At 69.7% G+C, this 19,544-nt stretch carries 19 protein-coding genes; 4 read left to right on the top strand and 15 right to left on the bottom strand.

Annotation, left to right across the window (positions count from 1 at the left end; translation table 11 throughout):
* Position 1 precedes the first annotated feature (1 nt).
* The 7 genes from OVN18_RS02310 to OVN18_RS02340 all read right to left on the bottom strand — a co-directional run bounded on the left by OVN18_RS02310 (position 2) and on the right by OVN18_RS02340 (position 7,547).
* Entirely contained in the window at positions 2–832 is an 831-nt protein-coding gene (locus tag OVN18_RS02310; protein WP_267781672.1) for a glycosyltransferase family 2 protein, read from the bottom strand.
* Positions 829–1,320: a GtrA family protein gene (locus tag OVN18_RS02315; protein WP_267781673.1), complete on the bottom strand. Its 492-nt coding sequence runs from the start codon at positions 1,318–1,320 to the stop codon at positions 829–831. The genes OVN18_RS02310 and OVN18_RS02315 overlap by 4 nt, the downstream gene beginning before the upstream one ends.
* The gene (locus OVN18_RS02320; RefSeq protein ID WP_267781675.1) at positions 1,313–2,347 is read right to left on the bottom strand and encodes a Gfo/Idh/MocA family protein; all 1,035 of its coding nucleotides are present in this window, start codon (positions 2,345–2,347) and stop codon (positions 1,313–1,315) included. The genes OVN18_RS02315 and OVN18_RS02320 overlap by 8 nt, the downstream gene beginning before the upstream one ends.
* Positions 2,335–3,078, bottom strand: a complete 744-nt coding sequence (locus OVN18_RS02325; protein ID WP_267781677.1) for an NDP-hexose 2,3-dehydratase family protein — start codon at positions 3,076–3,078, stop codon at positions 2,335–2,337. The genes OVN18_RS02320 and OVN18_RS02325 overlap by 13 nt, the downstream gene beginning before the upstream one ends.
* A 36-nt stretch (positions 3,079–3,114) precedes the next feature.
* Entirely contained in the window at positions 3,115–3,960 is an 846-nt protein-coding gene (locus OVN18_RS02330; RefSeq protein WP_267781678.1) for an NAD-dependent epimerase/dehydratase family protein, read from the bottom strand.
* Positions 3,961–4,041: 81 nt separating this feature from the next.
* The gene (gene rfbB / locus OVN18_RS02335; RefSeq protein WP_267781680.1) at positions 4,042–5,040 is read right to left on the bottom strand and encodes a dTDP-glucose 4,6-dehydratase; all 999 of its coding nucleotides are present in this window, start codon (positions 5,038–5,040) and stop codon (positions 4,042–4,044) included.
* Positions 5,041–5,084: 44 nt separating this feature from the next.
* Positions 5,085–7,547, bottom strand: a complete 2,463-nt coding sequence (locus tag OVN18_RS02340; RefSeq protein WP_267781681.1) for an LGFP repeat-containing protein — start codon at positions 7,545–7,547, stop codon at positions 5,085–5,087.
* Positions 7,548–7,722: 175 nt separating this feature from the next.
* Between OVN18_RS02340 and OVN18_RS02345 the strand changes: the two genes are divergently transcribed.
* Complete coding sequence (locus tag OVN18_RS02345; RefSeq protein ID WP_267781682.1) at positions 7,723–9,939, top strand: glycosyltransferase family protein; 2,217 nt, start codon at positions 7,723–7,725, stop codon at positions 9,937–9,939.
* Here OVN18_RS02345 and OVN18_RS02350 read toward each other — a convergent pair.
* Both OVN18_RS02350 and OVN18_RS02355 read right to left on the bottom strand, forming a co-directional pair.
* Positions 9,906–10,736, bottom strand: a complete 831-nt coding sequence (locus OVN18_RS02350; RefSeq protein ID WP_267781684.1) for a glycosyltransferase — start codon at positions 10,734–10,736, stop codon at positions 9,906–9,908. The genes OVN18_RS02345 and OVN18_RS02350 overlap by 34 nt on opposite strands.
* Positions 10,733–11,686, bottom strand: coding sequence for a glycosyltransferase (locus OVN18_RS02355; protein ID WP_324287791.1), 954 nt, complete (start codon positions 11,684–11,686; stop codon positions 10,733–10,735). Before OVN18_RS02355 ends, OVN18_RS02350 begins: the two co-directional genes overlap by 4 nt.
* A gap of 190 nt (positions 11,687–11,876) precedes the next feature.
* On the opposite strand from OVN18_RS02355, the gene OVN18_RS02360 reads away from it, so the two are divergent.
* A complete protein-coding gene (locus OVN18_RS02360) occupies positions 11,877–13,022 on the top strand; it encodes a glycosyltransferase family 4 protein (RefSeq protein ID WP_267781688.1) in 1,146 nt (381 codons plus the stop codon).
* A 9-nt stretch (positions 13,023–13,031) separates the two neighbouring features.
* On the opposite strand, the gene OVN18_RS02365 is transcribed toward OVN18_RS02360, so the two are convergent.
* The 3 genes from OVN18_RS02365 to OVN18_RS02375 are packed head-to-tail and all read right to left on the bottom strand — an operon-like array spanning position 13,032 to position 15,984.
* Entirely contained in the window at positions 13,032–14,360 is a 1,329-nt protein-coding gene (locus OVN18_RS02365) for an LCP family protein (RefSeq protein WP_267781690.1), read from the bottom strand.
* Positions 14,357–14,875 carry a 5-(carboxyamino)imidazole ribonucleotide mutase gene (purE, locus tag OVN18_RS02370; RefSeq protein ID WP_267781692.1) on the bottom strand — a complete coding sequence of 173 codons (519 nt, stop codon included), beginning with the start codon at positions 14,873–14,875 and terminating at the stop codon, positions 14,357–14,359. The genes OVN18_RS02365 and purE overlap by 4 nt, the downstream gene beginning before the upstream one ends.
* Positions 14,876–14,883: 8 nt before the next feature.
* A complete protein-coding gene (locus tag OVN18_RS02375) occupies positions 14,884–15,984 on the bottom strand; it encodes a 5-(carboxyamino)imidazole ribonucleotide synthase (RefSeq protein ID WP_267781693.1) in 1,101 nt (366 codons plus the stop codon).
* A 65-nt stretch (positions 15,985–16,049) separates the two neighbouring features.
* Between OVN18_RS02375 and OVN18_RS02380 the strand changes: the two genes are divergently transcribed.
* Complete coding sequence (locus tag OVN18_RS02380) at positions 16,050–16,541, top strand: GtrA family protein (RefSeq protein ID WP_267737961.1); 492 nt, start codon at positions 16,050–16,052, stop codon at positions 16,539–16,541.
* Here OVN18_RS02380 and OVN18_RS02385 read toward each other — a convergent pair.
* The 3 genes from OVN18_RS02385 to OVN18_RS02395 form a co-directional block, all read right to left on the bottom strand.
* Entirely contained in the window at positions 16,513–17,805 is a 1,293-nt protein-coding gene (locus tag OVN18_RS02385) for a UDP-glucose dehydrogenase family protein (protein WP_267781694.1), read from the bottom strand. The genes OVN18_RS02380 and OVN18_RS02385 overlap by 29 nt on opposite strands.
* A gap of 62 nt (positions 17,806–17,867) precedes the next feature.
* Positions 17,868–18,410: a PH domain-containing protein gene (locus OVN18_RS02390; protein ID WP_267737962.1), complete on the bottom strand. Its 543-nt coding sequence runs from the start codon at positions 18,408–18,410 to the stop codon at positions 17,868–17,870.
* Positions 18,411–18,413: 3 nt separating this feature from the next.
* Complete coding sequence (locus OVN18_RS02395; RefSeq protein WP_267781695.1) at positions 18,414–19,232, bottom strand: biotin--[acetyl-CoA-carboxylase] ligase; 819 nt, start codon at positions 19,230–19,232, stop codon at positions 18,414–18,416.
* Between OVN18_RS02395 and OVN18_RS02400 the strand changes: the two genes are divergently transcribed.
* On the top strand, positions 19,231–19,515 hold the full coding sequence (locus OVN18_RS02400) for a hypothetical protein (RefSeq protein ID WP_267781696.1): 285 nt from the start codon (positions 19,231–19,233) through the stop codon (positions 19,513–19,515). The two genes, OVN18_RS02395 and OVN18_RS02400, sit on opposite strands and share 2 nt — an antisense overlap.
* Positions 19,516–19,544 lie beyond the last annotated feature (29 nt).

Below are 19,544 nucleotides of genomic sequence, written 5' to 3' on the forward strand. Positions count from 1 at the left end.
GTCAACGCATCCGGTTGCGTAGAACGATGTAAGCGACTTGTCGCTTGATTGCCATGAGCGCCGCTCGCCGGTTTCCGATTCGCTCATCGATTGGCGACACCGCATCCGGATGGTGCTCGGCGAGCCAGCGATGGAATCCCTTCACCTGCTCGGCCTGGCTGCCTCGCAGGGCCACGCTCCACTGCCCTCCGTTCATGCGGAACACCGCGCCAACCGTGAGGTCGGGGACGAATCGGCCACGCATGAGGATCCTGCAGTAGGTCGCCTGATCGACCAGGTACGGGTAAGTGAAGAACCAGAAGCCGTCCTCCTCGAGCTCGCGACGCCGCATCATCACGGAGCCCGGCTCCCCAAACTGGTTGGATCCAGAACGCACGACGACGCGCACCGCCTCGTTACCCGGCATCGCCCGCGTGAGCCCCGCCAGCCCGCGTGATGCAATGATCGTCCGTCCCCGTGCATCCACAATCTCTCGCGGGCACGCGGTCAAGACCGCGTCAGGATTGTCGTCGAGGATCGCGCTCTGCCGAGCGAGCACACCGGGCTTGAGCAGATCGTCTCCGCAGACCATCTTCACGTACTCTCCGACGGCCGCGGCGGAGACACGATTGAAGTTTCGTTCGGCACCGCCTCCAGCCTCGGTCGTCAGCAGTCGCACTCGCGGATCCGATGCGAATCGCTGAAGCTTCTCCCATGTGCCGTCGCTCGAACTGTGATCCGCGATGACCAGCTCGAAGTCGTCGTGATCCTGCGTGAGGATCGACTCGACGGCGTCCTCGACGAAGGGAGCGTTGTTGAAGGTCGGCATCACGACCGAAAGGCGGGGATTCATGGGTTTCTCCCTCCGCGGCGACGGAACGAGAAGTTCCGATGACCGAAGTAGCTGACGAGCGTTGTGACGAAGACGATCAGCGCCTGCGCGAGCAAGGGAGGCACCCCGGCGAACTCGACGAGGACCGGAAGGAGCATCGCGTTGATCGCCAGCGCAACCAGGTAGACGCTCTCGAACCGCATCAGGTCACGCAGCGTGTTGCCACGCACGCGGAACACGAAGCGTCGGTAGAGCACGAATGCGCATAGCACCGCGGCGATGTGGGAGAGGACCAACGCGCTCATATACCCCCAGAAGGGGCCGACCGTGTACAGGAACAGCGTGAACCACAGGAATCCGATCGCGGTGTTCGCCGCACCGACGATCAGGAACGCCACGCGCTCATCGCGAACGAATCGGAGGAGCGGACCGGGTGGGCCGCTCATCCCGGCGCTCGAAGGAGGAGGCTGCTGCCCACCGTCGGCGCCCGCCTTCTCCACGTCACTCATGACGCACCCTGATGCGGCTGGCGAGATCGTCCCACTCGGGGAACTCGGACATCTCGACGGACCGGCCGCGGGAAGCGGATTCTCTGATCGCCTCCATGAGGAGTCCGTGCGTCTGGCGTCGGTCGAGCTCCTCTGCGCCAGAACCCGCCTTGATCGTCTCGACGAACCGCTGGATCTGGGTGGCAAACTGGTCGGTCGGCGCGATGCTCAGCGCGGTGGGGCCGGTATTGCGGATCACCGTCACCGACGGGGTGCGGTCCGCGGGGATCGAGAAGGCCCGGTCTACCTCGATCCGTCCGGTCTGACCCCACAACCGCGCCTCATTGCGGTAGTCGAGACCGAAACCGTACGAGAGGTGCGCGACCGCACCGCCGTCGAGAGTGATGGCTGCAGTGCCCCATTGATCGACGTCCGCACCTCTGAAGTCAGCGGTTGCGAACACCGACGTCGGGAGCTGCGAGCTGTAGAAGACCGCCATGTCCGCGCAGTAGGCCCCGGCATCATTGAGCGCGCCCCCGGCCAGCGCACGGCTGTTGCGCTGGTCGTCGGGCGCGAACGAGGGGAATCCGAAGGAGAGCGATAAATGAGCGAGCTCGCCGATGCCACCCTGTGCCACCAGATCCCTGACCTCGATGCTCTGCGGATGCGTCTCGCACATGAAGTTCTCGAAGAGGACGAGACCGCGGTCGCGAGCCATGTCGACGAGGTACCGCACGTCGCCGTAACCGCCGGCGAGCGACTTCTCCGAGAGCACGTGCTTTCCCGCCTCGAGCGCTCGGCTCACCCATTCGCGGTGCAACCCGATGGGGAGCGGAACGTACACCGCGTCTATGGAAGGGTCGTCGACGACGTCCTCGTACCGCCCGCGGGGCGCGCCGCCGAATCGTTCTGTCAGCATCCGAGCCCGGTCGAGATCGCGCGACGCGATGCTGACGATGTCGACACCACCAGCCGAGACGATGGCGGGGAGCGTGCTCTTCTCCGCGATCTTGGCAGCCCCGAGGACTCCGATTCTCAAATGTGACATAGGATGCTCCGCACGTGCGGGTTGATGTAGTTGTCGTGCAGGAGGAATCGCTTGATCTGCGAGAGGGTGAACCAGCGGTAGTCGTCCGGGATCTCGGGCAGATCCTCGGGCTCGACGCTGACCAGGACGTTGAGGTTCGACTTGAGGAAGAAGCGACCCCCGTCCTCGGCCAGCCACTTCTCGTACAAGACGGTCGACCGTCGGTCGCCCTCGCCCACGAAGAACTCGGAGAACCGGGGGACCTTGCCGCCGTGCGCGGTCTTGAGGTTGGAGTAGGTGGCCTGGAGCGTCGGGGAGATCTGGAAGAGGAGCGTGTTGCCCGGCTCCGCCTTCGCGTGCAGCAGGAAATGGTCGACGCCGTCGAAAGTGGTCCGGATGATGCCGAGCACCCCCATCTCCTTCTGGAAGACGAACGGCTGGTCCCATCCGCTGACCTCGCGCTCGGCGTTCTTGATCTCCACCCCGATGATCCGGAAGAACTCACCGGACTCGTGGTAGATCTCGCCGGACGCGGCGTCGACGTGCCACCCTCGGAGCTGCGTCACCGGCTTGCGCTCGAGCACCACCGCGCTGCGGTCGCGGATCCCATCGATCCATGCGTAGAGCTCGTCATCCGTGTGGAAGCTGTTGCGATCAGCGAGCACCAGATCGACGTACCGGGAGAGCCGTCGGGCGTCATCCACAGAGGCGCTACGGCCAATGAGATCGAGGAGTTCGTCGCGGAGTGACATGTCTGCAGGGTCCTGTCGTTCGTGCACAGGTGCGCTTCAGCGCACGGTGCCGTTCTGAATGAGGGAGATGGTGGTGGCGTCGCCCCATATGCCGGGCGAGTCGAAGGGTCGGTCGGGGAAGGCGCCGTACTCCAGCCGGATGCGCCAGCCGTTGTCCGAGATGTACCGCTCGACTCGGTCGGCGAGAGACTCCGGCACGCCGCTGCAGCAGTGGATGATGCCGGTGTGCTCGCCCTGCGACACGGCGTCGACGATCTGCACTGCGAGCACGCCGATGTCGATGAAGTCGTACTCGTTCTTGCCGCTGGTGAAGGGAAAGATCGGGTCTCCCCTCAGCGCCGCCGCGCGGATCTTCGAGAACACCGACTGGCTGTGCTCGTCATCGCCGACGATATAGAAGCATCGGAGCCACTGGAGGTCGACAGATCGCCCGGGGAGCTGAAGCGCGAGGAGCTCGCGGAGCGCGCGCTTCGCCACGCCGTACGGCGAAGCCGGCCTCTCTGGGGTCTCTGCGGTCACCGGACCTTCGTGGTACCCGACCTCGTGCATCGTCCCGGCGACCGCGATGCGCCCGACTCCGGCGTCCGCCGCGGCGAGGAGGAATCGATGATGGGAAGACAGATCGTCACCGTGCGCGCGCGATTGCAGGACGAATCCGTCCCTCCAGGCGAAGTGCAGCAGGACGTCGGCTGTGGAGATCTCGGCCATCAGCTCTTCCGAGGGAGCGAAGACGTCCTCGACCATGAAACGAACCCCGGTGGGGACGTCGGATATCGGAGACCGCGAGACCGCGACCGTCTCCACTCCGCGCCGAGCGAGCTCGGCGACGAGATGCCGCCCGATGTATCCGCTCGCCCCGGTCACGACGGCCTTCTTGATCATCTCATCGTCCTTCGATCGTCACGAACGTTTGGCACGCGAAGTCGGGGCCGGCCATCGGGCACGACCCTCGCGGTGTCGAGATCACTGCCCGGTCAGCGCGTACTTCTGCTCGGCGGCGTGCTTCTGCTCACGCCACCAGCCCTCGTTCGACCGATACCACGCGATGGTCGACTCGAGGCCCTTCTCGAAGTCTCCGAAGGACGGGGCCCACCCGAGCTCGTCCCGCAGCTTGCTCGAATCGATGGCGTAACGGAGATCGTGCCCCGCACGATCGGTCACAAGATCGTAGGCCCCGGCGTCCCTCCCCATGAGGCCCAGGATCGCCTCGACCACCTCGACGTTGCTGCGTTCCCCGTCGGCACCGATCAGGTAGGTCTCGCCAATACGGCCCCTCTCCAGAATCGCAAGGACAGCGCTCGAGTGGTCGTCGACGTGGATCCAGTCCCGCACGTTCCGCCCCTGTCCGTAGAGCCGCGGGGAGACGCCGTCGATCACATTGGTGATCTGACGGGGGATGAACTTCTCGACGTGCTGAAGCGGACCGTAGTTGTTGGAGCAGTTGCTGATGGTCGCCTGGACCCCGAACGACCGCACCCACGCCCTGACCAGCAAGTCCGAGCCTGCCTTGGTCGAGGAGTAGGGGCTGGACGGGTTGTACGGCGTCGACTCCGTGAAGCGCTCAGGATCATCGAGCTCGAGGTCCCCGTAGACCTCGTCGGTCGAGATGTGATGGAACCGCGTGCCCGCTCGTCGCACGGCCTCGAGCAACGTGAACGTGCCGATGATGTTGGTGGAGAGGAACGGTGTCGGGTCCTCGAGGGAGTTGTCGTTGTGCGACTCGGCGGCGAAGTGGACGACGGCATCCGCGTTCTCCACCAGGGGAGCGACCACGTCGGCGTCGACGATGTCGCCGACCACCAGGTTGACTCGGTCCCCCGGGAGGCCCGCCAGCGACGCCCGGCTCCCCGCGTACGTCAGCTTGTCCAGCACGGTCACGCGATGATCGGTGTTCTCGATGAGGTAACGGACGAAATTGGCGCCGATGAAGCCGGCGCCCCCCGTGATCAGCAGATTGCTCATGGCCTCCACAGTACCGCGAGTCTCGCGCGCGCCTCGATGCCCCGTCATCGCGACCGCGTGACGACTCCGCTCACGATGTCGAGCATCAGCTGCCCGCCCTGGAAGCTGACGGTGCAAGCCGTCGTGGAGCAGGATTCGGAAGACGCGGGCCATCCCAGATCGCCTCGCTGCGAACCCAGTCGCGCGTACTGCTGGAAGATCGGGGTGTTCGTCATGAGAACCGCGGTGCCCGACGGCGACGCGTAGGCGTATGCGTTCTGAAAGGCCTGCGCTCGGCCGCCTCCCCGAGCGGCGTCAGAGAAGACGGCACTCGTCGGGGCCCCTACGGCGGAGAGCCCTCCGACGCGTCGGTACTCCGCGGCGAAGGGTTCGGGCACCACATGCACGCCACCGGCAGCAGACCATCCGATCATGCCGGACGCGAAGTCGACCGAGCAGGTGGTGCCCGTGGGGCATGTCTCCGCGCTCGCCGGCCACCCCAGTGAACTGAATTGGGAGCCCATGGCCGCGTACCGCTGGAATATGCCGCTGTTCTTGCGCAGCGCGAATGTTCCGCTACGCGACGAGTAGATGTAGCCGGCCCGGAAGTCCTGCGCCGCACCGCCCCCCGCCACGGCGTAGTCGAACGCGGCACTGGTCGGCGCCCCGAGGAGGCCGCCGGGTCCACCGGCGGCGGCGAACGCATCCTCGATGGCGCCGGTCACCGCGTGCACCCCGCCCGACGGGCTCCAGACGATCCGGCCCTGGTCGAATACCGCAGTGCAGGACTCCGACCCGATGCACTGCTCCGCCTCCCGCGGCCAGCCCAGAGGGCCGTACTGAGATCCGGTAGCGGCGTATCGCTGGAATATGCTGCTGTTCTTCCTCAGCGCGAGTGCGTCAGAACCACGCCGGTAGATGTAGCCACCCCTGAAGTCCTGCGCAGATCCGCCACCAGCGACCGAGTAGTTCGCTTCGGGTCCGACGGGAACGCCGAGTACGCCGGCTGGACCGCCCGCAGCCCGGTACGCGCCGAACGACGCGTCGACCACCTGCTGCACCCCTGTGGAGGGAGTCCAGCCCAGCACACCGGACTCGAACTCGACCCAGCAAGCACCTCCTGCGCATACCTCGGAGGTGACTGGCCATCCGAACCGCCCCGCAGGCCCCCCCGCCGCCTCGTAGGCCTGAGTGATCCCGCTCCTCGAGAGCAGATGGTGATTGCCGCCGGGACCGAGGTAGACCACGCCGCCCGTGAAGCGCTGTACCGACCCGCGACCGTCCGTCGACGCGACCACGGCTTGCGTCGGGGCACCCAGTTGCCCTGTCGCATGCCCCTGCCCGAAGTACACGAGCCACGCGTCGCCGGTGATCTCCTGAACACCCCCTCCAGGAGTCCACCCGATGGCTCCCCCCTGGAAAGCGGAGACGCAGCCGAACGCGTCGCACGACTCGCTCGTGCGCGGCCATCCATAGGAGCCGTATTGCGATCCCTGCTGGGAGTAGCGGGCGAAGATCGCGCTGTTCTTCCGGAGCGCGGCGATGCCGGAACCGCTGGCGTAGATGTACCCCTTGGTGAATTCCTGGGCGTAGCCTCCGCCGTTCGGGCTGTACACCAGTTGCGGTCCGAGGGGACTCCCCACCTCGCTCGCCGAGGCTCCGATCGAACGCCACAGGGTGCCGATCGTTCCAGGGACGTCGTAGGTCGTCGGACCGAACCAGTCCACGAAGTAGCTGTAGAAGTTCCGATTGCCGTAGGAGGAGCATCCATCGCCGATGCCGTACCCGGCGTTCAGCGCCGCCCGATTGGGCTGGTACGGCGTGTAGATGTAGAGATTGGCAGTCGCCTGGTTGTGGATGTAAACCGAGGTCGACCCGCAGGCCGCGTTCGGATGCCATTGGATCGTGTTGTTCCGGCCTGGTTGGTAGCGCCACTGGGAGGACGTCTGGGTGTAGCGCTGCATCTGCGCCGCAGCGTTGTACACCTGGTTGTAGAAGCCGTAGTAGGCCGAGTCGCACGCAGCGGTGTCGGGACACCCGTACCCCATGGCCGCTCGCCACGCGTAGTCGGACGGCGCCGTCGCCGTGACGAGGCCCTGCTCCTTCTGCAGCATCACGATCAGGACGCGGGGATTGATGTCGCAAGCCTGAGCGACCTTCCAGACAACTCGCGCCGCCGACTCCTGCGCGGCGCCCTCGTAGCGCGCGCATCGGCTCGTCGCCTCGCGGGTCGCGGTGTCGCCCCTCCAGTTGACGAGGCATTGACGACCGGTACTGCATCGGGAGACCTTGGACTCGAAGAACGACTGGATTTCGGCCTCGGTCATCGTGCGGGAGTCGAAGAACACCTCATCACTGATGATGTTCCCCGGATCGAACTGCGAGAGATCCGCGGCGCGGGCCGGCATGGCCGCCTGCTGCTGTGCGACGCACACGATCACGATCAGTACCAGCGCCATCGCCGCGGCGACAGCCGTTCGAACTTGACACGATGCTCGACGCATCGTCGCGTGCGGTGTTGTGATCACGTGCCCCCCGTAGAGCAGCCTCCCCCGAGACTGATGACGCCATTGTCCATCATGAGCGGGTCGTTTGCGAGCATCGACGCTAGGCGAGGCGAGGCCCGGCTACCATGACCCGTGCGCCGGTGAGGTGACGAACCTGTCCAGGAGCGCCCTCCCCTACTGACTCGCGAAGGCAGACATGACCGCACTCCCGACCGCCGCTCCCGCGACCGCGGCCCGAGCCGCTCGTCATCGCGAGTCGCGTGCGACGGCGATCGCCGTGGTGTTCGCGGCTCTCGTCACTGCGGCTCTCGCCGTCGGCCGCGCCGTTCTGGTGCCGAGGTTCTACTACTTCGACGACACGCAGACCGGCGCGGTAGGACAGTGGTGGGAGCTGGGGGAGCGGTGGGTCAGTGGCACCTGGAGCATCCTCAGCCCCTCGCAATGGCAGGCGGGCAACTTTCTCGCGGAGGGGCAGTGGGGCCTGCTCAGCCCACTGACGACCGTGATCGCCCTCCTCACCCGGGCGAGTGACGACATGGCGGTTCTCGCGACGGTCGTCAAGATCTCACTGCTGGTCGGGACGAGCATCGGTACCGTTCTGCTGGTCCGCTCCTTCGGTGCGAGCTCGCCCTGGTCGGCGGTCGCCGGAATCGCGACACCGCTCATCGGCTTCACCGTCTACATGGATGCCCCCTCATGGGTGACAGGGCTCATGACCTCCGCCCTCTTCCCGATGGCCTGGTGGGGACTGCGTCGGGTCTCCATGGGTCGGAATCCTTGGATCCTCCTCGTATCGGCCGGCCTCCTCGTCACGGCCGGCTACGTGTTCGGCGTCCTCGGTCTGGCGACGTTGATGATCGTGACGCTCCTCCAGCACGCGGTCCGCTCCGAGCGTGCGTCGGCGCTCCGCGTGCTCCTGGCCGGCCTGGTGGTCGCTCTCCTGAGCATCGTGATCTACCTGCCGGCGATCCTGACCTCCGGGGTCTCGGTCCGAGCATCCACGGGTATCGCCAATGACGGGTTTCTGAACGCCGATCTGAGCGACCTCCTCGCCTCGAGCGTCGCGACCGGCTCGGTCTCGATCGAGGCCTGGTGGGGGGCCTTTCCGGGCACGCCCCTCCAGTACATCGCCTGGTTCCTCCCGTTGATTCTTCTCACGCTCCCCGCGCCGCGCACGACTCTCGAAGAGCTCGCCCCTGCGATCGGCACCGCCACCGTGATGCTCCTCCTTGTCATTGGGCCGAGCGCGGTCGGACCGCTACGGTTTCCGGTGCGGATGATGCCGTATCTCGGAATCGCGCTGATCGTGATCGCCGTCGTACTCATGAGCAGGGTTCGGTGGCCCGAAGTGACGACGGGCCGCTGGGTCGCAACCGCCATCCTGATGGTCGCCGGCGGATTCGCCGCGTGGGCTCAGCAGCCTGAAACCGCGGCCCGGGTCGCGCTCTCGATCGCGATCGGGCTCCTTGCGCTCGCCACCATGCGCGCGCTCGCGACCGGGCGTCTGCGCCCGCTCACGCGGCAGTCGCTGCAGTCCACCCTCGCCGCCGTGGCAGTCGCCGCGACAGTTCTCGCCGTTTTGCCGCAGATGTACTGGTTGCGGACCAGCCCCCTGCCCGACTACGGAGCGGAAGCCGGCGTGCAAGAGCTGAGCGATGTACTGAACGAGGCGGAGGGGGACACCTTCGTCGTCGGATCGGCGTTGGGCAGGTTGCGCACCGGAGGGGATGACGTCCTCGCCGCCAACCTCTGGTACTTCAGCGATGCCGAGGTCCAGAACACTTACACCGTCCTTCAGTACCGCGAGTACGCGGAGGATCTGTGCATGGACCTGCGCGGGTCTACCTGCCAGGCCGCCTTCGAGACCCTCTTCGAGCAGGATGCCGCGACCGGCGAACGCCTCGCAGACCTCCTGAGCCTCTCCTCGGTGCTCGTACTGGAGGAGGAGGGGCGCCCCCGCGCCCCGTCGGCACCGAGCGGCTGGAGCATGGTCGACGAATCAGGGTCCGGTTGGCTTTTCGTGAGGGATGATCCCGTGCCACCCGCTGGGGGGATCGAATGGGCGTCGACCGGCGCCACCCTTCGGATCGACGAGCAGTCAGAAACGGGGCTGCGCGCGACGGTCCTGGAGGACGTCGACCAGGGGACGATCGTGACGAGTCGTCTCGCGTGGCCGGGGTACGTCGTCGACGGCGCGAGCCTGACCGATCCGCATCGCGGCTACCTCCTTACTCTCGACCTGGAGGGCGCCCGGGCTGGTGACGTGATCTCGGTGGAGTTCCGCCCGCCGGCATGGCCGATCGTGGCCATCAGCGGCTTGCTCTCCGTGTTCGGCGGGCTCGCGTGGTGCCTTGCCGCCGCGGTGCTGCAGCTGAGGTCTCAGCGCGGAGGACGCGCGATGAGACGGCGGTAGGCCACGCGGCGCACGCGCTCCGGCACGAATCGGTAGACGCCGCGGACGAGGAGATTGCGGGCGAACTGCGCGCGCGTGGTGAAACCGATCCGCCGGAAGGCGATCTGCAGCGCCCGCTCGCTGCGCCACTGCTCGATCCCGCCCCGGCGCGCGTAGGCACCCTCACCGACCCGGTACATGACGAGCGGTTCCGCCACGTTCCCGACGGCGGCGCCCGCTGCGATCATCCGCGCGAACAGCCAGTAATCCTCCATCAGGCCCAGCGGCTGGTACCCGCCGGCGTCACGGACGGCGGAGCGCCGGTACACCACCGTGGGGTGGCTGAACGGATCGTGGAATCGTGAGTACGCGACGATCTCGGCCGGATCCGTGCGCGGGATGCGCGATCCGACGATCGTGCCCACATCGTCGAGGAACTCGTACATGCCGGTGCCGACGAGATCGAGACCGCCCTCGATGAGCGGCAGTTGGCGTTCGAATCGCGCAGGCAACGAGATGTCGTCCGCATCCATCCGCGCGACGATGTCATGCTCGCAGCGCGCCAGCCCCTGGGTGAGCGCGTCCGCGAGCCCGACGTTCGCCGGGAGCGCGAGATGCTCGACGGGCACGGCGCTCTCCGCGACCGCGTGCCGGATGGCGGACTCGAGCGCCTCGTCGACGGGACCGTCCTGCACGATCACCACCTGCGCGGGAGGGCGAGTCTGCTCCTGAACACTGCTGCGGAATGCCTTCGCGAAGTGGTCGGCTCGGTCTCCGCCGTAGACGGGCAGCAGCAGAGAGAAGGGGAGAGCCGTCATCGGCCGCCCTCGCCGCCGTCTCGATCCGCGCGCTTCACCGCAGCCGAGACGGGGAGTCCGTCGAGGACGACCGCCGTCGGCCGCGGATCCGTGCGCCAGCCGTCGCGCCAGCCGCGCCGGAACGCATCTCCGAGCACCGCGCGATCCTCGCTCCGCACCGCGGTGCGGATCCACCGCCGGACCGAGGACGCCCCGTAGAGCACCTTCTCGAGCCGATGAAGGCTGTGCGAGCGCCGCAGCATCCACAGCTTGTTGCGCACCTCGTAGTAGAAGCGGGCTCCGGGATCGGCGTCGGTCGACCCGAGCACGCGCGTCTTGTGCACGACGATGCTTTCCGGAGCGAAGATGCCGCGCTCGCCCCGCAGCAGGCGGGTCGAGTACTCGAAATCGTCGTTCCAGATGAAGTAGTCGGCGAGCGGCAGGCCCACGCGTCGGACCGCAGCAGCACTCACCAGCATCGAGACGAACGACGTGCTGCGGATGGCCGTGCCGCCGGCGCGCTCGGCCCGCTCCCGCTCATCGCGCCGCACGAAGGGCTTGCGCCGCGGCGTGTTCATCGGGTGATCGGTGCCGTCCGTCCAGATCACTCGGGAGCCGGCGACCGACGCTCCCGCCGACTCCGCCGTCGCCCGCAGCCGCTCGAGGGCGGTCGGCGTGGGCACCGTGTCATCGTCCATCAGCCACAGCCAGTCGGGCTGGTGGTGCTCGAGGGCATGCGCGAGCCCCGCGGCGAATCCCCCTGCGCCCCCCGTATTGCGCTCGAGTCGCACGAGCTCGACGCGCGGCCCGGCGGCCGCGGCGACCGCGGCGGAGTCGTCCGTCGAGGCGTTGTCGACGACGACGATCGCAGCCGGAGCCTCCGTCTGGTCCCCGAGCGCCTGGAGCACTTCGATGAGGAGGTCGCGACGGTTGTAGGCGACGACGACCGCGATGGTGCGGGGGCGGGGCATGGAGGTCATTGTCTCTCGGGCGTCGGCGGGCGGGGCGATTCCCCATTCTGCCGTGCGGGGCGCGCGCCCGCGCGCACGCCGGGAGCCCAGAGCGGCCGCGATGATCCGCGCTGGTAGGGTCGACAGGACCGACCAGCGACGGCGGCGCGGCCCGGCGTCGCGCCTCGCAGCGCGAGCACCAGGGGGCACCATGAGCGCGACGACGCTGCGCGTGGTGCTCGACCAGGTGGGCTCCCCCGAACCCAGCGGTGTCGGGCGCTACTCGCTCGAGCTCGTGCGCCACCTGATCGATACGGCCCCGTCGGGATGCCGTGTGACGGGGATCGTGCCGTCATCTCCGGAATCCGAGTACGCACGGATAGCCGAGGAGCTGCCCGGCCTGTCCGGCCTCTTCAAGAGCGCTCTCGACCGGCGGCAGCTCGCCGCCGCATGGCAGCACGGCTTCACCCGTCTGCCCGGCTCCGGCATGATCCACGCCCCGAGTCTCTTCGCGCCCCTGTACCGTCACGACCGCTCGAGCGCGCCCGGAGAGCAGATCGTCGTCACCATCCACGACGCCGTCCCGTGGACGCATCCGGACGCCATGCCCGCGCGATCGGCCTCGTGGGCGCGGACGATGGGGCGCCGGGCGGAGCGCTACGCCGATGCGGTCGTCGTGCCGACGCACGCGGTGGCCGATCAGCTCTCGACCGTGCTGGACCTCGGCGACCGCGTGCGGGTGATCGCCGGCGCTGTCAGCCCCTCGGTGACCCCGCCCGCCGACAGCCACGCCCTCGCGTCAGCGCTGGACCTGCCTGACCGCTACGTCGTGGCGGTCGGACCGTTCACCGCGCGGACGGGCATCCGCGACCTGGTCTGGGCGATGGGCGATCTTCACGCGCCCGACGTCCCGCTCGTCCTCGTCGGATCGCAGACCGACCCGCAGGACGAGCTCGACGGGGTGCTGCGTGACGCGCGCCTCCCCGAGGGACGAGTGCGGCGCCTGGGCGTGCTGAGCGACGCCGAGCTCGCGGTCGTCTACCAGCGCGCCGGTGCGCTCGTGATGCCGTCCATCGCCGAGGGTCTCGCTCTGCCGGCGCTGGAGGCCATGAGCCTGGGCACTCCCGTCGTGCACTCCGACGCCCCGACGCTGCTCGAAGTGGTCGCCGACGCGGGTCTGGTCGTCCCGCGCGACGATGCCTCGACCTTCCCGCGCCGGCTCGCCGAGAGCCTTCGCGATCTGCTCGCCGACGCGGACGCGGCGCACGAACTGGCCTGGCGGGGGCGCGATCGCGCGAAGGCGTTCACCTGGCGCGATGCCGCCGAGAAGACCTGGCAGCTGCACGCCGATCTGTAGAGCCGTGCGTCACGGCGCGGCGGGCTCCGGAGGAGCCACGGCGTCGGCGACGAGCTGGCGCGCGACCGCGTAGTCCGGATTGACGTTGTCGAGGGTCGGCGGCACGAGCTCGAGGTCCTTGACGGGATGCTCCCGCGACTGCACGGCGAGGTCGGCGAAGCGCCCGAGCATGGCCTGAGGGATGTCGGTCTTGACGACCTGGGTGCCGGCCTCAGCGATGGCCTGGAACCTCGTCAGCACCGTCGCCGGTTCGAGCTGCCGCAGCATCGCCTCCTGCAGCTGGCGCTGATGCTCCATCCGCTGGTAGTCCGTGATGTTGTAGCGGGTGCGGGCGAACCACAGCGCGGTGAACCCGTCGAGCCGCTGCTCGCCCGCGGGGATCACGAATTCGAGCGGGCGCCCATTGGTGCCGACCTCGACGGGCTGCTCGAGCGTCACGGTCACCCCGCCGAGCGCGTCGATCAGCTGCTCGAAGCCCTGCATGTCGATGAGGGCCGTGTACTGCACCGGGATGCCCGTCACGCCCTCTACGGCGTCCCTCATGGCCTCGATACCGGGAGTGGAGCCCTCCGCCTCGGCGTCGGGGTAGAGCTCGGGGTGCTCCTCGGCGTAGGGGTAGAGGTAGCTGATGAGGCAGTCGTCGCCGCAGGTGTATCCGTCGGGGAACTCCCCCCACAGCGGGGACCCCTCCGAGAAGGGCGCGTTGTAGAGATTGCGGGGGATGCCGATCATGGTGACGGCGCCGCTGTCGGCATCGATGCTCGCGAGGCTGATCGAGTCAGGACGGAGGCCGGTGCGGTCGGGCCCGGCGTCGCCGCCGAGCAGCAGGATCGTGTACCGCCCGTCGATCGGATCCTCGATGGAGCCGTCAGCGAAGACGGCTCCGAGGGCGTCGCGACCGACGCCCGTGTTCCAGGCGGCCCAACCGGTCGTGCCCACGGCGAGCACGAGGCTCAGCGCCGTGAAGGCGGCGAGCGGGCCCCTGGCCGTCGGCGCGACGGTGCCGAGACGCACGAGCGTGAACGCGTTGATCGTCGTCGCGAGCCACAGCACGGCGTAGAACACCAGCCCCAGCTGCGCCACCCAGAGCGAGACGACGTTGGTCGCGATGGTCAGGGCGACGGGCCGCCAGAGCAGGAAGAGCGCGAGACCCGCCAGCGCGATGGCCCACAGGGTGAAGGTCGCACCGACGGCGAAGCGCCCCCAGCGCCGATTGCCGGCGAGCAGCTGCGCGGTGCCGGGGATGAGGAGGTTGAGCCCGAGCAGCCACCAGCCGCGGCGGGTCATGAGGGAGGGCTGCCGCGTGTCGGGCAGCCGCAGGGGCGAGACGAGGCTCACGAGCGCCGGGAGGCGACCGTGGCCTTCAGCGCCTCGTTCTTCGCGGCGACGGCCTCCTCGAGCGAGGCAGCGAATGCCGCGAGCCGCTCGGCGACCTCCGGCTCGCTCGATCCGACGATGCGCGCCGCGAGCAGACCCGCATTGCGCGCCCCGCCGATCGAGACGGTGGCGACGGGGATGCCCGCCGGCATCTGCACGATGCTCAGCAGGCTGTCCATCCCGTCGAGGTGCTTCAGAGGCACGGGCACGCCGATGACGGGCAGCGTCGTGACGGAGGCGATCATCCCCGGCAGATGGGCGGCGCCCCCGGCGCCCGCGATGATGGCGCGGATGCCCCGGGCCGACGCCGCACGCCCGTAGGCGATCATCGCGTCGGGGGTGCGGTGCGCGCTCAGCACCTCGACCTCGTGCTCGAGGCCCATCTCGTCGAGCGCGTCGACGGCGTGCTGCATCACCGACCAGTCGGAGTCTGATCCCATGACGACGGCGATGCGGGCTGCGGGCACGCGCTCCATGCTAGGGGTCAGGCGTCGAAGCAGGCGGCGGCGGCGCGCGCGCGGTACGCGGTGTCGTCGAGCTCGGTGCCGATCGCGGTGACGTGCCCGGCCTTGCGCCCGGGACGGGCATCCTTGCCGTAGGCGTGCACCGCGACCGCGGGCTGGTGCGCGAGGGCGGTGCGGATGCTCTTCTCGGGCAGCCCGCCGAACACGTTGATCATCACGCTGACGGGGGCCACGGGCGCCGTGTCGCCGAGCGGCCAGTCGAGCACGGCCCGGAGGTGCTGCGCGAACTGGCTCGTGGTGGAGCCGTCGATCGAGAAGTGGCCGCTGTTGTGCGGGCGCATGGCGAGCTCGTTGACGAGCAGACGACCGTCGGCCGCCTCGAAGAGCTCGACGGCGAGCACGCCGGTCACGCCCAGCCCCTCGGCCACCGTGAAGGCGAGCTGCTCGGCGGCGCGCACGGTCGCCGCGCCGGCGTGCGGGGCCGGAGCGATGACCTCGGCGCAGACGCCGCCGCGCTGCACGGTCTCGACGAGCGGCCACGCCCGCATCTCGCCGCTGGGGCGCCGCGCCACGAGCTGCGCGAGCTCGCGCTGGAAGACGACGAGCTCCTCGACGAGCACCGCGCCCTCGGCGAGCCAGTCGTCGGCGTCGTGGGCGTCGTCGACCATCCGCACGCCCTTGCCGTCGTAGCCGCCGCGCGCGGTCTTGACGACGGCGCGCCCGCCGTGATCGGCGAGGAAGGCGCCGAGCTGCTCGGCGGTCTCGATGCGCGCCCAGTCGGGCATCGCGACGCCGAGGGAGCCGAGGCGCTCGCGCATGAGCAGCTTGTCCTGCGCGTAGAGCAGGGCGTCGGGGCCGGGCCGCACGGCGACGCCCTCGGCCTCGAGGGCGCGGAGCACCTCCTGCGGAACGTGCTCGTGGTCGAAGGTGATGGCATCGCATCCGGCCGCGAAGGCGAGCACGGTCGCGGCATCGCGGTAGTCGCCGACCTCCGTCGCCGCGAGACGGGCCGAGGAGCCCTCCGCCTCGGCGAGCACGCGGATCTCGATGCCGAGCGCGACGGCTGCGGGGATCATCATCCGCGCGAGCTGCCCACCTCCGATGACGCCGACGACGGCCATGGTCCTCCTCGATAGGATGCGGAACGCGAACCGCTCCATTCTGGCCGATAAACCGAGAGGCGATTGTGCCCCGATTGCTCGCCCAGGTCGGGCGCTTCGGCGTCGTCGGCGTCGTGGGCCTGGTCGTGGACGTCGTCCTGTTCAATGTTCTGCGCGCGACCGTGCTCGCGCCGGAGGAGGTCGAGGCCGGCCCGATCATCGCGAAGATCGTCTCGACCTCGGTCGCGATCGTCGCCAACTGGATCGGCAGCCGCTACTGGGCCTTCCGCCTCGAGCACCGTCGGCCGCCGCTGCGCGAAGCGGTGGAGTTCGTGCTCGTCAGCATCGGCGGCCTCCTCATCGCCGTGGGCTGCCTCGCGATCTCGCGCGAGCTGCTCGGCTTCACGAGCCTTCTCGCCGACAACATCGCCTCCAACGTCGTCGGGCTGGGGCTCGGCAGCCTGTTCCGCTTCGCCCTCTACCGATGGTGGGTGTTCCACCCCCGCCGGGGGCGCCGCCCTCACGATGAGACGGCGGGAGGGCATCCGGTCAGGAGCGACCCAGCCCTCGGTACCTGAATCCCGCCGCCCGCCAGGCCTCGGCGTCGAGGCAGTTGCGCCCGTCGATGATGACGCGCGCCGCCGTCCAGCGGGCGACCTCTGCGGGGACGAGGGCGCGGAACTGCGGCCACTCGGTCGCGACGACGATGGCGTCCGCGCCGTGCACCGCGGCGCGGACGCCGACCGCGTACTCGATCTCGGGGGCCGATCTCCGCGCCGTCGTGATCGCCTCGGGATCGGTGGCCGTGACGGTCGCGCCGAGCGCCCGCAGCCGGCAGGCGATCTCGAGGGCGGGCGAATCCCGCACGTCGTCGGAGTCGGGCTTGAAGGCGAGTCCGAGCACGGCGATGCGGCGTCGCTCGAGCGGGCCCAGCTCCTCGCGCACGAGATCGACCGCGCGCTGCCGACGACGGAGGTTGATCTGATCGACCTCGTCGAGGAAGGCGAGGCTCGAGGCGAGACCGAGCTCCGCCGCGCGCGCCTGGAACGCCCGGATGTCCTTCGGCATGCATCCGCCGCCGAACCCGATGCCGGCGTTGAGGAACCGGCGGCCGATGCGGGCGTCGTGCCCGATCGCATCGGCGAGAGTCGTCACGTCGGCACCCGTCGCCTCGGCGATCTCGGCCATCGCGTTGATGAACGAGATCTTGGTGGCGAGGAAGGAGTTGGCGGCGATCTTCACCAGCTCCGCCGTCGCGTGATCGGTCACGATGCGCGGGATGCCCCGCTCGAGCGACCGCGCGTAGACCGCGTCGAGCACCCCGACGCTCGTCTCATCCCCCTCGGCGACGCCGTAGACGACACGATCGGGGGCCACCGTGTCGGAGACCGCACGGCCCTCCCGCAGGAACTCGGGGTTCCACACGAGCCGGGCCCCCGCCGACTCGATGCGGGCGGCGAGACGCCCGGCCGTCCCGACGGGGACGGTGGACTTGCCGACGACCACGTCGCCGGCGGAGAGGTGCGGCAGAAGACCGTCGACGGCCGCGTCGACGAAGGAGACGTCGGCGGCCGTCCCCCCGGCGACCTGAGGCGTGCCGACCGTGATGAAGTGCACGCTCGCCGAGGCGGCGTCGGCGATGTCGGTGCTGAAGCGCAGCCGACCGGGCGGGTGGGCGAGCAGTTCGGGCAGGCCCGGCTCGAAGAAGGGCGCGCGGCCGGCGGAGAGCATCCGCACCTTCTCCTCGTCGCGATCGATGCCGACGACCTCATGGCCGGCGTCGGCCATGCACGCGGCGTGCACGGCGCCGAGGTACCCGCAGCCGATGACGGAGATTCGCACGGGGCGACGCTAGGCAGGCCCGGTGAACGGGCGGCGACCTCCGGGGCAACGCCCGGCGCCGGTCAGCGCGCGCGCTGGCGCCCCGCCGACGGCAGGACGCTCGTCGCCGCGGTCGGGCGGCGCTGCGCGGCGACGGAGGAGGTGCTCGCCTCCACGAGGTCGCCGAGCGCCTCCTGGACGAGCAGCGCGCGCGGGGCATCCCGCAGCACCACCGGGGTGCCGAGACCGGTGCTGATGAGCACGTCGCCCGAGCCGAACAGGCGCTGGAGCGGGGACTGGCGCAGGCGCACGTCGTGGCTGCGGCCATGCAGATGCTCCTGGCGGGTGCGCGCGATGAGGCCGGTGCGCAGCACGACGCGGCGCGTGGTGATGAGGTAGTGGGTGCCGAGCCAGCGCACCAGCGGCAGCAGGAACAGCAGGACAGCGACGAGGGCCCCGGCGGCGAGCGCCGCGATGCGCTGCCACTCCTCCTCGAGCGCCGTCACCCCGTACGCGGCCCCGCCGCACGCGGCGATGAGCACGAGGCTCGGCAGGGCGAGCGCGCGGGCGTGCGGCCGCACGCGGGCGATGACCCTCTCGGGCACGCGGGGCTGCTCGCCGGTCATGCGCTATTCATACCGCAGGTGCGTCACATCACCCGCGGAGACGGCGATCGACGGCCCCTCGGCGGGCTGCACCCGCAGGCTCCCGTCATCGTCGAGGCCGACCGCGGCGCCCAGCAGCGGCGGCAGGCCGGGCCGGTCGATGCGCACGGCGCGACCGATCGTCTGCAGCAGCGGCTCCACCCGGGCGCGCAGCTCCGCCGGGCCGGTCGCCCGGCGCCAGAGGCCGATCAGACCAAGCAGCTCGTCCAGATAGGCCGCGAGGGCGCGGTCCAGCAGGGTCGCCGCGTCCTCACCGTCGGGCGAGACGCCCTCCATGCGCAGCGACGTGGCCGTCGGCACGGGCCGCTGCTCGGCGGTCATGGCGGTGTTGAGACCGGCGCCGATGACGACGCCGGTCGGCGTCAGCTCGGTGAGCACCCCGCAGAGCTTGCGTCCGTCGACGAGCACGTCGTTCGGCCACTTCACGCCGGCGCCCTCCACGCCGAGGCGGCGCACCGCCGAGGCCATCGCGGTGCCGGCGAGCAGGGGCAGCCAGCCGAGCAGCGCCGACGTCGTCGCCGCGGGCCGCGCGCGCCCCGCGGTCGTCGCCGCGTCGAGCCGCACGAGCACCGACACGGCCAGCGCCGCGCCCGACGGGGCCGACCAGGCGCGATCGAGCCGCCCCCGCCCCGCGGTCTGGGTATCGGTCGCGATGACCGCGAGATCGGGCAGATCGCGGGCGCGCGCGACGAGGTCGGTGTTGGTGGAGGCGCTCGCCCCGCGCCAGACCAACCCCGGAACGAGCGCGCGGCTGCGGGGCAGGGCGGGCTCGACGGAGGACATGCCCGACAGCCTAGGCTCGGCCCGCGCCCCACCCGACGACGCCCCGCCGCGCATGACCGGCGCGGTGCTGCTCGCGCGCGGCCTGCTGGTCGAGCCCCACGACGCCGCGGCGGGCGACACGGTCGCGGCGGGCATCGCGAGCGGGGCATCCGCCGCGATCGCCCTGGCCGCGCTGTTCCGATGGGCGGGGAGGTCCCGGGGGGGCTCCCGGCGGGGTGCTCCCGGCGCGGTCGGAGCGGCCCGAGCCCGCGGAACCGCCGGGCGGAGTGGACCCGCGCAGTAGCCGCACGGCCGGCCGGCACGAGGCGCGCG

This window comes from Microcella daejeonensis, assembly GCF_026625045.1.
Taxonomy (GTDB): domain Bacteria; phylum Actinomycetota; class Actinomycetes; order Actinomycetales; family Microbacteriaceae; genus Microcella; species Microcella daejeonensis.

Coding starts and splice junctions, on each gene's coding strand:
- OVN18_RS02310 (WP_267781672.1), bottom strand. CDS start 832: ATGAATCCCCGCCTTTCGGTCGTGATGCCGACCTTCAACAACGCTCCC.
- OVN18_RS02315 (WP_267781673.1), bottom strand. CDS start 1,320: ATGAGTGACGTGGAGAAGGCGGGCGCCGACGGTGGGCAGCAGCCTCCT.
- OVN18_RS02320 (WP_267781675.1), bottom strand. CDS start 2,347: ATGTCACATTTGAGAATCGGAGTCCTCGGGGCTGCCAAGATCGCGGAG.
- OVN18_RS02325 (WP_267781677.1), bottom strand. CDS start 3,078: ATGTCACTCCGCGACGAACTCCTCGATCTCATTGGCCGTAGCGCCTCT.
- OVN18_RS02330 (WP_267781678.1), bottom strand. CDS start 3,960: ATGATCAAGAAGGCCGTCGTGACCGGGGCGAGCGGATACATCGGGCGG.
- rfbB (WP_267781680.1), bottom strand. CDS start 5,040: ATGAGCAATCTGCTGATCACGGGGGGCGCCGGCTTCATCGGCGCCAAT.
- OVN18_RS02345 (WP_267781682.1), top strand. CDS start 7,723: ATGACCGCACTCCCGACCGCCGCTCCCGCGACCGCGGCCCGAGCCGCT.
- OVN18_RS02350 (WP_267781684.1), bottom strand. CDS start 10,736: ATGACGGCTCTCCCCTTCTCTCTGCTGCTGCCCGTCTACGGCGGAGAC.
- OVN18_RS02355 (WP_324287791.1), bottom strand. CDS start 11,686: ATGCCCCGCCCCCGCACCATCGCGGTCGTCGTCGCCTACAACCGTCGC.
- OVN18_RS02360 (WP_267781688.1), top strand. CDS start 11,877: ATGAGCGCGACGACGCTGCGCGTGGTGCTCGACCAGGTGGGCTCCCCC.
- purE (WP_267781692.1), bottom strand. CDS start 14,875: ATGGAGCGCGTGCCCGCAGCCCGCATCGCCGTCGTCATGGGATCAGAC.
- OVN18_RS02375 (WP_267781693.1), bottom strand. CDS start 15,984: ATGGCCGTCGTCGGCGTCATCGGAGGTGGGCAGCTCGCGCGGATGATG.
- OVN18_RS02390 (WP_267737962.1), bottom strand. CDS start 18,410: ATGACCGGCGAGCAGCCCCGCGTGCCCGAGAGGGTCATCGCCCGCGTG.
- OVN18_RS02400 (WP_267781696.1), top strand. CDS start 19,231: ATGCCCGACAGCCTAGGCTCGGCCCGCGCCCCACCCGACGACGCCCCG.
- OVN18_RS02395 (WP_267781695.1), bottom strand. CDS start 19,232: ATGTCCTCCGTCGAGCCCGCCCTGCCCCGCAGCCGCGCGCTCGTTCCG.